Source organism: Winogradskyella pacifica, assembly GCF_003386275.1.
Classification (GTDB): domain Bacteria; phylum Bacteroidota; class Bacteroidia; order Flavobacteriales; family Flavobacteriaceae; genus Winogradskyella; species Winogradskyella pacifica.
On the sequence record NZ_QREI01000002.1, the window covers coordinates 465,409 to 480,135 of the forward strand.

The following is a 14,727-nucleotide window of genomic DNA, read 5'->3' on the forward strand; positions in this document are numbered from 1 at the left end:
TCTTAGACATTACAAAACTTGGTTATGAGTAAATTAAAAATTGCAGTACAAAAATCGGGTCGTCTTAACGAAGATTCAATGAAAATCTTAAAGGAGATTGGTATTTCTGTCGATAACGGAAAAGATCAATTAAAAGCATCAGCACGAAATTTCCCTTTAGAAGTTTTTTACCTAAGAAATGGTGATATCCCGCAATACCTTAGAGATGGTGTGGTTGATGCTGCTATTATTGGCGAGAATGTATTGATAGAAAAAGGAAATGATCTTAAGATTGTAGAACGTTTAGGATTTTCAAAATGTAAAGTTTCTATTGCAGTTCCAAAATCATCGAAAGCAAAAAGTTTAAAAGACTTGGACGGAAAACGAATAGCAACATCGTATCCAAATACGGTGAATCAATTTTTAGAAAAAGCAGGACTAAAAGCGAATTTACACATCATTAATGGTTCTGTTGAGATTGCGCCAAACATAGGATTAGCAGATGGTATCTGTGATATTGTTTCCAGTGGAAGCACTTTATTTAAAAACGGTTTAAAAGAGATTGAAGTCTTACTGAAATCTGAAGCAGTATTAGCGACTTCACCTATGATTTCTGAAGAAAATCAAGCGTTGATAGATAAACTTCAATTCCGATTAAAATCAGTTTTAAAAGGAAGAGAGAGCAAATACATACTCTTAAATGCACCAAATAATAAACTTGATGAGATTATAAGAATTCTTCCAGGAATGAACAGTCCATCGATCTTACCTCTAGCTAGAGAAGGCTGGAGTTCAATGCACTCTGTAATTGACAAAAATGATTTTTGGAATATTATTGACGAATTAAAAGCGAATGGAGCAGAAGGTATTTTAGTTTGCCCTATAGAAAACATGGTATTATAATTAATCTGAATTTAGACGTAATGAAATTATTTATAAATCCATCTAAAGCCGAGTGGCTTTCACTATTACAACGGCCAACAAAATCGGTTGAAGCCATTGAGGAAACTGTCAATCAGATATTCAAAGAAGTAAAAGACAATGGTGATACTGCTATAAAAAAATACACGACGAAGTTCGATGGAGTAGCGCTTGAGAATAATATAGTTTCAAAATCAGAAATCGAAGAAGCTTCAAAACTCGTAAATGACGATTTAAAAGCGGCTATTCAACTAGCAAAATCTAATATCGAGAAGTTTCACAGCGCTCAAAAAACGGATAAAGTTTTTGTAGAAACCATGGCTGGAGTAGAGTGCTGGCAAGAAAAACGACCAATACAGAAAGTGGGTTTATACATTCCAGGCGGAACAGCTCCTTTGTTTTCTACTGTTTTAATGTTGGTTGTTCCTGCGCAAATTGCAGGCTGTAAGGAGATTGTTTTATGCTCACCTCCTAATAAAGAAGGAAAAATAGCGAATGAAATTTTATATGCAGCCAATCTTTGTGGCGTTACTAAAATCATAAAAGTTGGTGGCATACAAGCTATTGCAGGAATGACTTTCGGTACAGAAACCATTCCACAAGTTTACAAGATTTTTGGTCCTGGTAACCAGTTTGTAACCGTAGCAAAACAATTAGCAACAAAGTATGGTGTTGCCATCGATATGCCAGCTGGCCCGAGTGAATTATTAGTTATGGCTGATGAATCTGCAAATGCAGCTTATGTGGCTTCAGATTTATTAAGTCAAGCGGAACACGGTAGTGATAGTCAAGTGATTTTAGTTACAACATCTCAACCATTTGCGGATAGTGTTTCATCGGAATTGGAAAAGCAATTGGCTGTTTTACCAAGAAAAGCTATGGCAGAAAAAGCGATTGCGAATTCTAAATCTATTATTGTAGATTCCAATGAAACAGCATTGGAGCTTATTAATGAATACGGTCCGGAACATTTTATTGTGGCAACAACGGACAATGAGTTTTTTGTCGATAACATTAGCAATGCAGGTTCTGTGTTTATCGGGAATTACACACCCGAAAGTGCAGGTGATTATGCTTCCGGCACCAATCATACCTTACCAACTAACGGGTTTTCAAAAGCGTATTCTGGAGTCAATTTAGATAGCTTTCAAAAAAGTATGACGTTTCAGAAACTATCAAAAGAAGGCATTCAAAATATTGGAAACGCTATAGAATTAATGGCAGAAGCAGAAGGGTTACAGGCGCATAAAAATGCAGTAACCTTAAGGCTTAATGATTTAAAAAAGTAATAAATGTAATTTCAAATGTCACACTGAGCGCAGTCGAAGTGTCTATAACATGATAAATTTCAACTTAAATAATCTCATAAGAGATAATATTAAAACCATTAAACCGTATTCCTCAGCACGAGATGAATATAAGGACATCACAGATGGTATGGTTTTTATCGATGCGAATGAAAACCCATTTAATACGGATGTCAATCGGTATCCAGATCCTCAGCAAACACAGGTTAAAAAGCGTTTGTCTGAATTAAAAGGAATTCCGACTAACCAAATCCTTCTAGGTAATGGAAGCGACGAAGTACTGGATTTAATTTTTAGAGTCTTCTGTGAGCCGTATCGTGAGAATATCATCACATTACCACCAACTTATGGAATGTATGATGTGCTGGCAAATCTCAATGCTGTTGAAAATATTGAAATTGAATTAGAACCGGATTTCCAACCGAATATTGAAGAAATCCTTGCAGCAGCGCATACACATACGAAACTCTTATTTTTATGTTCACCAAACAACCCAACAGCCAATAGTTTTAAAGCAAAAAGAATTGAGGAATTAATTAATGAATTTCAAGGTATTGTGGTGATTGATGAAGCTTATATTGATTTTTCAAAAAAAGAAAGTTGGTTAAGTCGCTTAGATGAATTTCCGAATTTAATAATCACACAAACCCTATCTAAAGCGTATGGTTTAGCAGGAATTCGTTTAGGAATCTGTTACGCGTCACAAGAAATTATTTCAGTATTAAATAAAATTAAACCACCGTATAATATTAATCAATTGACTCAAGATAAAGCTTTAGAACGTTTAAACGCTATGGATGCTGTTGGTAATGAGGTAAAAACGATAATCACGGAAAGAAAAAAACTGAGAAAAGCATTAAAGTCTATTCGTTTTATAGAAAAAGTGTATCCTTCTGATGCCAATTTCATCCTAGCTAAAGTCGATGATGCCAATCAACGCTATCAGCAATTGGTGGAGCAAGGCATTGTGGTGAGAAATAGAACGAATCAGCCATTGTGCGACAACTGTTTGCGATTTTCAGTAGGTACGGAAGTAGAGAATGAGAAATTAATTCAAACATTAACTAACCTTTAGGTTAAAATCCTGCAAGGTTTTCAAAACCTTGTAGGTATTAAAAGAAGTTTAATAAAAACAGATTCCCACTTTCGTGGGAAAGTATTATGAAAAAACCAGTATTATTCATAGACAGAGATGGAACTTTAATAAAAGAACCAGCAGACGAACAAATTGATTCATTTGAAAAATTAGAGTTCTATCCGAAAGTTTTTCAATATTTAAGCAAAATTGCAAAAGAATTGAATTTCGAAATTGTAATGATTACCAATCAAGATGGTTTAGGGACGGACGTGTATCCGGAAGACACGTTTTGGCCTGTTCATAATTTTGTGCTTAAAGCATTTGAAGCCGAGGGAGTTTCTTTTAAAGAGCAGTTTATCGATAGAACATTTGCTAAAGATAATGCTCCAACACGTAAGCCAAATACAGGTTTGTTGACTAAGTATTTTTTGGAACCTTATGACTTAAAGAATTCATTTGTTATTGGCGATCGACTTACAGATATTGAATTGGCTAAGAATTTAGGTGCAAAAGGTATTTTCATCAATGATAATACCAACTTAGGAACGGATGAAGTTACCGTGAGTAACACGGAATTGGAAGAATTTATTGCTTTAGAAACTAACGATTGGGAAGCGATTTATAAGTTTCTTAAAACCACGGAACGCGTTGGAAGTATCGAAAGAAATACCAATGAAACTAAAATTAAAATTGATTTAAATTTAGATGGTACAGGAAAAAGCAACATCGCTACCGGAATTGCATTTTTCGATCATATGTTAGATCAGATTGCGCGTCATGGGCAACTCGATTTAAATATTAAGGTAGATGGTGATTTAGAAGTTGATGAACACCACACTATAGAAGATACAGCCATCGCTTTAGGTGAAGTGTTTGCGACGACTTTAGGAAATAAATTAGGCATTGAGCGTTATGGATTTTCATTACCAATGGACGATTGTTTAGCGCAAGTAGGTATTGATTTCGGAGGTAGAAATTGGCTGGTTTGGGAAGCAGAATTTAAACGTGAAATGATTGGAAAAATGCCAACAGAAATGTTTTATCACTTCTTTAAATCGTTTACGGATGGAGCTAAATGTAATTTGAATATTAAAGTAGAAGGCACCAACGAACATCATAAAATTGAAGCCATATTTAAAGCGTTTGCAAAAGCGATTAAAATGGCCGTTAAACAAGATGTTGAAAAAATGATTTTACCATCTACAAAAGGGGTTTTATAAAACCCCTTTTGTAAATCTCAAAAAACAAAAACTAAATTTCAATAGCTAAGAATAAGCCTTTGGGATTTAGATTTTGAAATTTGGTATTTGTAATTAATAAGTTTCAAATACCTAATATATAAATTATAAAAACGAACAAATTTGAAACTTGTAATTATAGATTACGGAGCCGGAAACATTAAAAGCATCCAATTCGCATTTCAACGTTTAGGATACGACGCTATTTTAACGGATAATCCTGAAGAAATTATAACATCAGATAAAGTGATTTTTCCTGGAGTAGGAGAAGCGAGTTCTGCCATGGTGAAATTAAAACAAAGTGGATTAGATCAATTAATTCCAACCTTAAAACAACCGGTTCTAGGTATTTGCTTAGGTATGCAATTAATGTGTAGTCATAGTGAGGAAGGTGATACCACTGGATTAGGTATTTTTGATGTCAATGTAAAACGGTTTTCTAATAACGTTAAAGTCCCGCAAATGGGATGGAACACGATTTCTAATCTAAAATCCGATTTATTTAAAGGGATAAAAGAAAAAGAATACATGTATCTTGTGCATAGTTATTACGCGGAACAGTGTAAAAAATCTGTTGCCACATCTGATTACGAATTAGAATATGCTTCAGCATTAGAAAACGACAATTTTTTTGGAGTACAATTTCACCCAGAAAAGAGTAGCAAAGCAGGAGAACAGTTACTAAAGAATTTTTTAAAATTATAAGGTTTTAAAACAATAACAAATGTCACCTTGAGCGCAGTCGAAAGGTCTCGATAGAAATAGAGTATTAATTAAAAAAGAGATTCCCACTTTCGTGGGAAGTAAGCATGAGAATTATACCAGCCATAGATATTATAGAAGGAAAATGTGTGCGTTTAACTAAGGGCGATTACGACACCAAAAAAATATATAACGAAAATCCATTAGAAGTTGCCAAGGCTTTTGAAGATTCAGGTATTGAATACTTGCATTTGGTTGATTTAGATGGAGCGAAAGCGAAGCACATTGTTAACTATAAAGTTTTAGAATTAATTGCTTCTAAGACGAATTTAAAAATTGATTTCGGTGGTGGATTAAAATCTAATGAAGATTTAAATGTGGCCTTTAATTGTGGTGCAAGACAAATTACAGGAGGAAGTATTGCGGTTAGTGATAGAGAAACCTATGAAGGTTGGTTGTCTAAATACGGACCACAGAAAATTATTTTAGGTGCTGATAGTAATGACGGAAAAATTGCAATTAACGGTTGGCAAGATAATAGTAAAGAGGAAGTCATTTCTTTTATTAAGGATTACCAGAGAAAGCGAATTAAATACGTGATTTGTACAGATATTTCAAAAGATGGGATGCTTGAAGGCCCGTCAATTGAACTCTATAAAAACATTATTGAATCTTGTAGTAACAATAGTGGTGCCCAGTCTATAAGTCTTATAGCATCTGGAGGAGTCTCTGGTGTTAATGATTTAGAATTATTAAAAGACATCGGTTGTGAAGGTGTCATTATTGGTAAAGCTATTTACGAGAACAGAATCAGTTTAAAAGAATTTGAACGATTTTTATAAAATAGCGATTAGTCGTGTTAGCTTTTAGCTAATATCTAAAGGCTAATTCCTAAAAGCTAAAATATGCTGACAAAACGAATAGTCCCTTGTTTGGACATTAAAAACGGAAGAACCGTAAAAGGTGTCAACTTTGTAGATTTAAGAGATGCTGGTGATCCTGTGGTATTAGCGAAGCAATATGCTGATTTAGGTGCCGATGAGTTGGTGTTTTTAGATATTGCAGCCACGTTAGAAAACCGTAAAACCATGCACGATATGGTTTTAAAAGTTGCAGAACAAGTTAATATACCATTTACAGTAGGTGGAGGAATTTCATCTGTTGAAGATGTGGATGATTTGTTGCATTGTGGTGCAGATAAGGTCTCTATTAATTCTTCGGCTGTAAAACGACCAGAGCTCATAAATGAACTTTCAGATAAATTTGGAAGTCAATGTGTAGTGGTTGCTATTGATGCTAAAGAAGTTGATGGCGAATGGTTAGTTCATTTGGCAGGAGGCACAATCCCAACAGAACTAAATCTATTTGATTGGGCAAAAGAAGTTGAGCAACGTGGGGCTGGTGAAATATTATTTACATCGATGAACCATGATGGAACCAAGGCTGGATTCGCAAATAAAGCCTTAGCGAAATTGTCAGATTTAGTGAATATTCCAATAATCGCTTCTGGAGGAGCAGGAACGATTCAGCACTTCGTCGATACTTTTAAAGAAGGGAAAGCAGATGCGGCATTAGCGGCAAGTGTATTTCATTTTGGTGAAATCCCCATTTTAGAATTAAAAGCAGCCTTACAAAATAAAGGTATACCCGTAAGATTATAAATAATAACGTCCACTCGAGTGAATTTAAGTATAAAACACTCAGGTGGATGACATAATAACAACTATGAACGTAGATTTTAATAAAAACCCAGATGGACTTGTTCCAGCAATAATACAAGATAATACAACCAATAAGGTATTGATGTTAGGCTACATGAATGCCGAAGCACTTAAAAAAACTATTGACTCACAGTTAGTTACTTTTTTTAGTAGAACCAAACAACGTCTTTGGACTAAAGGTGAAGAAAGCGGGAATGTTTTAAATTTAGTAGATATAAAATTAGATTGCGATAGTGATTCCTTATTAATAAAAGTAGATCCTAAGGGACCAACATGTCATAAAGGAACAGATACCTGTTGGAATGAAAACAACGTAACGACTTATGGTTTTATTTCTACATTGGAAGACACAATTGAATCGCGTATAAAAGAAGCCGATTCAGAAAAATCGTATGTTGCTTCATTATTTGCAAAAGGCATTAATAAGATCGCACAAAAAGTTGGAGAAGAAGCTATTGAGGTTGTTATTGAAGCAAAAGATGACAACGATACGTTGTTTTTAGATGAAAGTGCCGATTTATTGTTCCATTATTTGATGCTTTTACAAGCAAAAGGCTTCAAAATGAACGATGTAGTCAAAGTGCTCAATAGACGAAACAAATGATAAATCCGATAAAAAGAACCTATAAGTAGGATAAAGATTAGGGTTTTGGTATTTCGTCGAATAAATGATTGTTTCGACGTCTTTTTTTTCGATTAAGACGTAGTTTTGAACCATCATTAACAAACTATAACCCAAATCTTATGAAAAAAACTAAACCTACTTTAGTTGTTTTATTAGTTTTGTGTGTCTTTAATACATTAATAGCACATGAAAAACTACATACAACACTAGAACCGCACACGCAGACAAGCACTGATGGTCTGTCTACTGCAAAATATGCAGCACCCTTTACTACATATATTTATGATGATGGTTGGCTCGGAGGAATTGACCCAATAGGTACGATCACGAGTCTTGATATTATTATCGTTCAAAGTGGAGACTTAGTAATAACAGCAAATACAATATGTGCAGAAGTTAGAATAGATGCCGGCGCATCACTAACTGTAAATACAGGGGTGAGTTTGGAAGTATCTGTGATCTTAATGAGTTCCACGTCTATTTCATTCTCTAGTTTTATCTCAAACGGAACAATTCTAGGTAGTCCTGTTGTGTCTTATGATCGTTTTACTGAAGAATTAGGCACAAACGATTTAATCTCATCACCGGTGACTTCTACTGAAATATTTGTAGATTTTGCTGTTGTTAATACACTTACATTAGCTGATAATGGTTTTGTGAGAGCTTTTGCTCCTTACAATACGATGAATGGTGCTTATGAGAATTACAATGTAAACCTTAATCTTTCAACACCGATTACATTGGGTAAAGGATATAGAGCAGCGACCAAAATATCAGGAGGAGGTTTCTTAAGATTTACTGGCACAGTAGAAACAGGAGATGTTAACGGTATTGCGCTTTCTGATGCTGCAGCAGGTTGCGCATGGAACCTTATTGGTAATCCATATCCTAGTTATATTGATGCTGCATCATTTCTTTCGGAAAACGCTTCAGAATTAGACCCTGGCTATATCGGAATATATGGTTATGACGGTGATGCTTCTGATGGTTGGACGATTTGGAATTCAGCATCAATGGCAGCTTTAGCTGGAACAGAATTAATTGCACCTGGTCAAGGTTTCTTTGTTAAATCAATATCAGGGGGAGGATCAGTTGATTTTAAAGCAACAATGCGTCGTACGGGGACTTCAGATGATTTTGTCGTGGGGAGATCTTCAACATCACCACACTATGGGCATATCAAATTGAATTTAAGTTCAGGTAGCTCTAACTATAATACAGATTTCTATTTTAATAGTAATGCTTCTGAAGGATTAGATCCAGGTTACGATGCTAGTATATTTGGTGTAAGTCCACCTGCATTTTCAATTTACTCAAGCTTAGTTGTAGATAATGTTGAAATTCCATTAGCTATTCAGGCTTTAAGTAATACCGATATGACTAACGTTGTTGTTCCATTAGGAGTAAATGCTAGTCAAGGACAAGAATTGGTGTTTAGTATAATCGAAAGTGATATGTCAGACACTACAAACATGTATTTAGAAGATGCCGTTAACAATACCGTGACATTATTAAATACATCCGATTATATCTTTACTCCAGCTACTGACTTAAGCGGAACAGGACGATTTTTTCTTAGATTTGAAACGTCAACATTAAGTACAGTAGATGTAGATGTTGAGTCTGTAAAAATTTATGCTAATAATGCTGCTAAGACAATTACTATTAATGGTCAATTGCAAAATAATACAGTAGCAAAATTATTTGATACTAATGGTCGCCTAGTTTTAACTAATGTTTTAAATACAAATAACACAACTCAATCTATTGATGTGAGTCAAATAAGTTCTGGTGTGTATATTTTAGAATTAGACAATACTACAAATGAAAGACGTACTGAAAAATTAATAATCAGATAATTTTTATATCTTCAAAAACAATACTTTAATTAGAAACAGCCATAATTTTATAATTATGGCTGTTTTGTTTTTGCGGTAATTTTAAGAAAGTTTAGTCACCAGCAAGCACAATTTTTAATTCAGGATAATTAGCCTGTAATTCTTTTTTTAAACCAATAACATGAGACGCTCCTACAATAACAATATTTCGATCTGAGTCTGAAGTCATAACTTGTTCTCCTATGTTTTTTGCCATTCTCATATTGCGTTCATTCCAATAACGTTCACCTTCCGTACAGCCTTCTGTTTTTACAGCAACATATGTAAAAGAACTCGATTTGTGTAGTTGCTCTAATGATTTTAATTTATTGGTGTGTTTGCCTAGTCCTCTAAAAAGAGCAGGTAAGATCGCCGAATTGTAAGCCTTTTTATTCAGTTTATTATTAATAGCATTATTTCCATTAGATTGGCCTTCTTTACTACATTTACTCCAAGCATTATGATATTCTTTATTAGTACGTTGGTCGTCCATAGACATTAATAACTTTGTGTTTTGATGCAATGCCAATTTAAAAGTAAGATCTCCATCTTCATGTTGTGTTGGTTTTTTTGAGCCCTCAATGCCATGTTTTTTTATGTAAGTGTAAAATTCGTGATTAGCATTATCTCTATTATAAGCAAACGTTGTAATCATAAAATCTAAATCATCAGTCGTCATGCTTGAAAATGACTTGTCAAGAATAGAATTATATTTTTCAGGATTTGGTGTAAAAACGGTTTGAATAGAATCGGATAAATAATAAAAGGCTTTGTAATTTTTAGACCAACCCTCTTTTAAATATTCCCAACTCAACGTATCGTTACCTCGTGGACTTTCAACATAAATTGCCGTAGGATTGTATTTTTTAGCACGTCTTAACATGGGTTTGTAGCTGTTCTTTATAATATTAGGAACGGTATGCATGGTTCCTACAATTAGGATTTCTTTTTTAGCTTCTTGAGCGTTTCCAATTGATGTTGAACTAAATAAAATGATAATAAAAGTGAATAGCATTCTCATAATTAATGTGTTTTAGTGTTAAACTTTCTTGAAGCAAACTTACATTTGAAAATGTTATAAATACACTAATAATAGGTGTTTGGGGTGAAATGACCTTAGTTTGTGGTAGAATTAATCATCGCTTTTATATCATTTTTATACGTTTTAGAAATGGGGACTTCTACTTGGTGATTAAGAATTACTAAAAGCTTCCCGTTTTCTGTTTTCCAGCGTTGAAAATGAAACGGATTAATAAGATAAGAACGATGAGCGCGAAGTAATTCTGGAAATTCATCTGCAATGACCGAAAGTTTATTTCTAATTAATGTTTTTTTTAAGTTGTTTCCAGAGAGATAAAAAACTTCAATATAATTATCTGAAGATTGAATGCTAATCACATCATTTAATTGCAAACGTAAACCCTCGTAATTACCTTCACCTTTAATTTCAATTTTTTGATCGTCTATTTGCTTTTCATAATATTTTCCAAAACCAAAACGGCCTATAATCAATATTGGCAGTATCGTTGCTATAGCTGGCATGTATATTGACGTTAACATATAACCGAAAGTATTAGGGTTTTGTTCGTACATCATTATAATTTCTAAATAGTAGAACCAAGTTACAGTTATAGAAATCACTGAAAAAATCAATAAAAAAATCACTTCATTCAATATTGTCCATGATGTTTTAAAAGACTTATATAAATAATATTGTAAAGGCAGAAATGTTACGTAGCATAAACCTCCCAACAGACCATAACCAGGTAAATAAAGAAGTTTTTCATTATTATTAAACTGATTAACATCTAAAGGTTCAGTAAAATAAAGAAAGATGAATATCCAAACGGCTAACAGTAAACCAATGATTATGTGATGTTTAAGTTTAGGGTCAAACGGGTATTTCATAGGTTTTATTCTTCTAAACTTTTTATAAAATAACTATAGCCATAATACCAACAAGAACTATTTGTGGCACTTACAAACTCATTATTAGTTGAATTTAAAAATAAATAATTTTCAGTAGTAGTACAATAATAGTCGCTTAAATCTAGGTTGTCAACTTCAAATTCAAACTCGCGTAAGCTCCTGACTTGATTAGTATTCAGTTTTTTATTTTGGTAAAAATTTGTATTGATGTAATAAGCGGAATCTTTTTTATATAATTCAAGTTTTGTATTGAAAGAAAGGTAGCAACCTGAATTATTGAGATAAAGATTAAGTATTTCATTTTCTTTTAATGCATCTACAAGCAAACAGCATTTGGTGTCTTTTATTTGAGAATAATCTAATGAATCAGAATAAAAAACAACTTTATTATTTTTACTGTCTACTGTAAAGTCAACTTTGTTTTCTTGCTTATAGAAGGTAGAATAAACCAATTTGTATGGTCCAAAAGGAAGTTTAAAATTAGAATCTAACAGTCGTTTATAATTATAAATTTCGGAGTCGTCAATGGATTCTATGATATAACTTCGATTAAAGTTGAACTCTTCAGGTTTATATTTAATATACAACTCTTCAATTTCAATTTGACCTTTTTTAATTTTAACCTTTTCCTTTTCGCAATTCACTAGGCTAAAGAAAATGAATAATACGATTAAATTACACCTCATATGATTATAATATTCATAAATATAAGCATTGCTTTTGGAATCGTCAATAAAATTACGTTCTTGCCATTATGTTTGATAAACGCTACTATTATCTTATAAAAATTCAATATTTAGGCTATCGTTTTCATGGTTGGCAAAAACAACCCGATGTTAAAACGGTACACCTAATGATAGATCGTACATTAAAATTTATTTTTCAAGATACGCGATTTAAAACTTTAGGCGCTGGGAGAACAGATGCCATGGTGTCTGCTAATGAAGCCGCTCTAGAATTATTTATATATAATGAACCGCTTCAAGATTTTGATGCGTTTTTAGATGTATTCAACCTTAATTTACCTCAAGATATTAGGGCTTTATCTATTGAGGAAGTGGATAAGGAATTTAATATTATTCAAGATTCTAAATTAAAAGAATATCATTATGTGTTTTCTGAAGGTCAAAAAAATCATCCGTTTTGCGCGCCGATTCTAACTACAATTCTTGAGCCGCTTAATGTTGATTTAATGAAGCAAGGAGCTAAGTTATTTGAAGGGCATCATAATTTTAAAACCTATTGCTATCGTGCTACCGATAAAGGACAATATATAAGGACCATTGAATCATCAGAAATTTTGGACAACGCTATTTATACAGCCAATTTTTTTCCTGAGAAGTCTTATGTGTTTAAAGTTGTAGGCAAAGGCTTTATGCGAAACCAAATTCGATTAATGATGGGCTGCTTAATAAAATTAGGTAGGGGAGATGTCACTTTAGATTATATCGAAGATACTTTGAGGCTAGAAAGCACAGAAGTGATGGATTATATTGCACCAGCTTCAGGTTTAATTTTACATTCTGTAAATTTTGAATAAAAAAGGTATTAATTCAAAGAACTAATACCTTTTTATAATTGGTTGGTTATACTTTCTTATGATGAATAAATAACACAATGTTATTTAAATTCAAAAGTCTAAGCATTTTTAAATAAAGAGTTTTACCTTCTATTTTATTACATAGAATAAAGCACAATAATGATTTACTACTGTTCAATATAATAATTAATAACGAAGAGTGTTAATTTGTATAAAAAATCAACGAAAAACAAACTCTAATATTTAATCTGCTACGTGCACTTTAGGTTCTTTGTCTACAAATTTTCCATTGACAGATTCACCTAAAATGATAACTTCTTTAGAGCGTTCGTACATTTTTATAGCACGATGCATCTGTAATTTAGTACCACTATAAAGTTTTACACCTGATTTTGAGCCTTTGTTTCTAATCTCAATATAGAAACCGTCCTTTAGTGCTGTTGGTCTTGTTGCTGGTCTACCCATAAATATATTGTCTGTTTTAAAAGTTGTGCATAATAGTAAATATTATAATAACTCGCAAGTTTATTCGCAAACAATTATCAACCACGCTAAGTTTTATAATTTATGGCATCTATACTTGCGGTCCGAATGACTTTAAAATCCAATATCCCCACAATTTTAATTAATATAATTATGGGGTTCGTATGGTAACGTAAATAGTCCATTTTCATTAACCCAAAGACTGTATTATTAAGTTTATTCATACTGATTAGCGTTAAAACTCATAGGGTAAGAGCAAGTTTTATCCTGTAATCATGTAGATATTTGCATACAAGTTAGAAAATCTAAAAGTCTAATTCATATTATGAGAGAACAATTCAATACAGCACTAGGGAATTTAATAGATAAATTAATTGGTTGGTTTAATGCCATAATAGAGAATATTCCAAATTTTATTTTAGCAATTTTAGTAATGGTCGCTTCCTATTTTGCAGCCAAATATGTAAGTCGACTCGTTAAAAAGGTCGTTTCTAATCGTATTGAACAAGATTCTATAAAAAATGCTTTGGCTAGAGTAGTAGCTGTATTAGTTGTTATGCTAGGTCTATTTATAGCTTTAGGAGTTTTAAATTTAGGAAAAGCTCTTACATCGTTACTAGCAGGTGCAGGTGTCGTAGGTTTGGCCATCGGTTTAGCATTACAAGGCACTATTGCTAATACCTTTGCTGGACTTGTTTTGTCATTTAGAAAGAAAATCCAAATTGGTAATTGGGTTGAGACTACAGGGTTTTCAGGAGAAGTTATTGATATTAACCTTAAAGATTTTACATTAAAAGAGGCGGATAATAATATTGTCATTATTCCTAATAAAACAATTTTAGAGAATCCTATGAAAAATTATTCGCTTACTACTAAAATGAGAATTTTTCTAGAGTGTGGTGTGGGTTATGAATCTGATTTAGAAAAAGTACAACAACTCACTAAAGAAGTTATTGCAAATTCGTTTGATCACGTAAAATCACCTGATGAAGTTGAGTTTTATTATACAGAATTTGGGGATAGTTCCATTAATTACTTATGCCGATTTTGGATTGATGCCGATAGTATGCTCGAAAAATTAAGAGCAAAAACAAAAGCCATCATAGAAGTTAAAAAAGCCTATGATGCAGAAGGTATTAATATTCCTTTTCCAATTAGAACGTTGCAATTTGGTAATAAATTAGATGTTACATCTGAAAGACAAAACCCTTCAGAGCCTAATAACTAATTAGTATTTCAAGCTAATCGCCCTTTTCAATTGAGTCAAAACTCTTAGGATAAGAGCCAATCACATCGTATTTGATTGTAGATATTTGTAGTATACTTT

The 14,727-nt window shown here is 32.9% G+C and carries 15 protein-coding genes; 11 read left to right on the forward strand and 4 right to left on the reverse strand.

Going from position 1 to position 14,727, the window contains the following annotated elements; all coding sequences use genetic code 11:
* Positions 1-24: 24 nt before the first annotated feature.
* The 9 genes from hisG (at position 25) to DFQ09_RS06290 (ending at position 9,430) form a co-directional block, all read left to right on the forward strand.
* Positions 25-882, forward strand: coding sequence for an ATP phosphoribosyltransferase (gene hisG / locus DFQ09_RS06250; protein WP_115808789.1), 858 nt, complete (start codon positions 25-27; stop codon positions 880-882).
* 20 nt (positions 883-902) lie between these two features.
* Positions 903-2,189, forward strand: a complete 1,287-nt coding sequence (gene hisD, locus DFQ09_RS06255; protein ID WP_115808984.1) for a histidinol dehydrogenase — start codon at positions 903-905, stop codon at positions 2,187-2,189.
* Positions 2,190-2,238: 49 nt separating this feature from the next.
* Positions 2,239-3,282 carry a histidinol-phosphate transaminase gene (hisC, locus tag DFQ09_RS06260; protein WP_115808790.1) on the forward strand — a complete coding sequence of 348 codons (1,044 nt, stop codon included), beginning with the start codon at positions 2,239-2,241 and terminating at the stop codon, positions 3,280-3,282.
* 86 nt (positions 3,283-3,368) lie between these two features.
* Positions 3,369-4,505: a bifunctional histidinol-phosphatase/imidazoleglycerol-phosphate dehydratase HisB gene (hisB, locus tag DFQ09_RS06265; RefSeq protein ID WP_115808791.1), complete on the forward strand. Its 1,137-nt coding sequence runs from the start codon at positions 3,369-3,371 to the stop codon at positions 4,503-4,505.
* Positions 4,506-4,646: 141 nt separating this feature from the next.
* Positions 4,647-5,228, forward strand: coding sequence for an imidazole glycerol phosphate synthase subunit HisH (gene hisH, locus DFQ09_RS06270; protein ID WP_115808792.1), 582 nt, complete (start codon positions 4,647-4,649; stop codon positions 5,226-5,228).
* Between the two features lie 104 nt (positions 5,229-5,332).
* Complete coding sequence (hisA, locus tag DFQ09_RS06275) at positions 5,333-6,067, forward strand: 1-(5-phosphoribosyl)-5-[(5-phosphoribosylamino)methylideneamino]imidazole-4-carboxamide isomerase (protein WP_115808793.1); 735 nt, start codon at positions 5,333-5,335, stop codon at positions 6,065-6,067.
* A gap of 63 nt (positions 6,068-6,130) precedes the next feature.
* Positions 6,131-6,886, forward strand: coding sequence for an imidazole glycerol phosphate synthase subunit HisF (gene hisF / locus DFQ09_RS06280; RefSeq protein ID WP_115808794.1), 756 nt, complete (start codon positions 6,131-6,133; stop codon positions 6,884-6,886).
* A 64-nt stretch (positions 6,887-6,950) separates the two neighbouring features.
* Positions 6,951-7,550, forward strand: coding sequence for a bifunctional phosphoribosyl-AMP cyclohydrolase/phosphoribosyl-ATP diphosphatase HisIE (gene hisIE, locus DFQ09_RS06285; RefSeq protein ID WP_115808795.1), 600 nt, complete (start codon positions 6,951-6,953; stop codon positions 7,548-7,550).
* Positions 7,551-7,690: 140 nt separating this feature from the next.
* Positions 7,691-9,430, forward strand: a complete 1,740-nt coding sequence (locus tag DFQ09_RS06290; RefSeq protein ID WP_115808796.1) for a T9SS type A sorting domain-containing protein — start codon at positions 7,691-7,693, stop codon at positions 9,428-9,430.
* 91 nt (positions 9,431-9,521) lie between these two features.
* Here the strand turns inward: DFQ09_RS06290 and DFQ09_RS06295 are convergent, their stop codons facing one another.
* From DFQ09_RS06295 to DFQ09_RS06305, 3 genes are all read right to left on the reverse strand, one after another.
* Positions 9,522-10,469: a DUF5694 domain-containing protein gene (locus DFQ09_RS06295; protein ID WP_115808797.1), complete on the reverse strand. Its 948-nt coding sequence runs from the start codon at positions 10,467-10,469 to the stop codon at positions 9,522-9,524.
* 95 nt (positions 10,470-10,564) lie between these two features.
* Complete coding sequence (locus tag DFQ09_RS06300; RefSeq protein WP_181897151.1) at positions 10,565-11,356, reverse strand: LytTR family DNA-binding domain-containing protein; 792 nt, start codon at positions 11,354-11,356, stop codon at positions 10,565-10,567.
* Between the two features lie 5 nt (positions 11,357-11,361).
* The gene (locus DFQ09_RS06305; protein WP_115808799.1) at positions 11,362-12,021 is read right to left on the reverse strand and encodes a hypothetical protein; all 660 of its coding nucleotides are present in this window, start codon (positions 12,019-12,021) and stop codon (positions 11,362-11,364) included.
* Positions 12,022-12,131: 110 nt separating this feature from the next.
* On the opposite strand from DFQ09_RS06305, the gene truA reads away from it, so the two are divergent.
* Positions 12,132-12,917: a tRNA pseudouridine(38-40) synthase TruA gene (truA, locus tag DFQ09_RS06310; RefSeq protein ID WP_115808800.1), complete on the forward strand. Its 786-nt coding sequence runs from the start codon at positions 12,132-12,134 to the stop codon at positions 12,915-12,917.
* Between the two features lie 243 nt (positions 12,918-13,160).
* Here truA and DFQ09_RS06315 read toward each other — a convergent pair whose 3' ends face one another.
* Positions 13,161-13,382, reverse strand: a complete 222-nt coding sequence (locus DFQ09_RS06315) for a hypothetical protein (protein WP_115808801.1) — start codon at positions 13,380-13,382, stop codon at positions 13,161-13,163.
* 343 nt (positions 13,383-13,725) lie between these two features.
* On the opposite strand from DFQ09_RS06315, the gene DFQ09_RS06320 reads away from it, so the two are divergent.
* Complete coding sequence (locus DFQ09_RS06320; protein WP_115808802.1) at positions 13,726-14,628, forward strand: mechanosensitive ion channel family protein; 903 nt, start codon at positions 13,726-13,728, stop codon at positions 14,626-14,628.
* Positions 14,629-14,727 lie beyond the last annotated feature (99 nt).

What these genes read in the sequence shown, in the direction of transcription:
- hisG (WP_115808789.1), top strand. Translation starts at nt 25, where the DNA reads ATGAGTAAATTAAAAATTGCAGTACAAAAATCGGGTCGTCTTAACGAA.
- hisD (WP_115808984.1), top strand. Translation starts at nt 903, where the DNA reads ATGAAATTATTTATAAATCCATCTAAAGCCGAGTGGCTTTCACTATTA.
- hisC (WP_115808790.1), top strand. Translation starts at nt 2,239, where the DNA reads ATGATAAATTTCAACTTAAATAATCTCATAAGAGATAATATTAAAACC.
- hisB (WP_115808791.1), top strand. Translation starts at nt 3,369, where the DNA reads ATGAAAAAACCAGTATTATTCATAGACAGAGATGGAACTTTAATAAAA.
- hisA (WP_115808793.1), top strand. Translation starts at nt 5,333, where the DNA reads ATGAGAATTATACCAGCCATAGATATTATAGAAGGAAAATGTGTGCGT.
- hisF (WP_115808794.1), top strand. Translation starts at nt 6,131, where the DNA reads ATGCTGACAAAACGAATAGTCCCTTGTTTGGACATTAAAAACGGAAGA.
- hisIE (WP_115808795.1), top strand. Translation starts at nt 6,951, where the DNA reads ATGAACGTAGATTTTAATAAAAACCCAGATGGACTTGTTCCAGCAATA.
- DFQ09_RS06290 (WP_115808796.1), top strand. Translation starts at nt 7,691, where the DNA reads ATGAAAAAAACTAAACCTACTTTAGTTGTTTTATTAGTTTTGTGTGTC.
- DFQ09_RS06295 (WP_115808797.1), bottom strand. Translation starts at nt 10,469, where the DNA reads ATGAGAATGCTATTCACTTTTATTATCATTTTATTTAGTTCAACATCA.
- DFQ09_RS06300 (WP_181897151.1), bottom strand. Translation starts at nt 11,356, where the DNA reads ATGAAATACCCGTTTGACCCTAAACTTAAACATCACATAATCATTGGT.
- truA (WP_115808800.1), top strand. Translation starts at nt 12,132, where the DNA reads ATGTTTGATAAACGCTACTATTATCTTATAAAAATTCAATATTTAGGC.
- DFQ09_RS06315 (WP_115808801.1), bottom strand. Translation starts at nt 13,382, where the DNA reads ATGGGTAGACCAGCAACAAGACCAACAGCACTAAAGGACGGTTTCTAT.
- DFQ09_RS06320 (WP_115808802.1), top strand. Translation starts at nt 13,726, where the DNA reads ATGAGAGAACAATTCAATACAGCACTAGGGAATTTAATAGATAAATTA.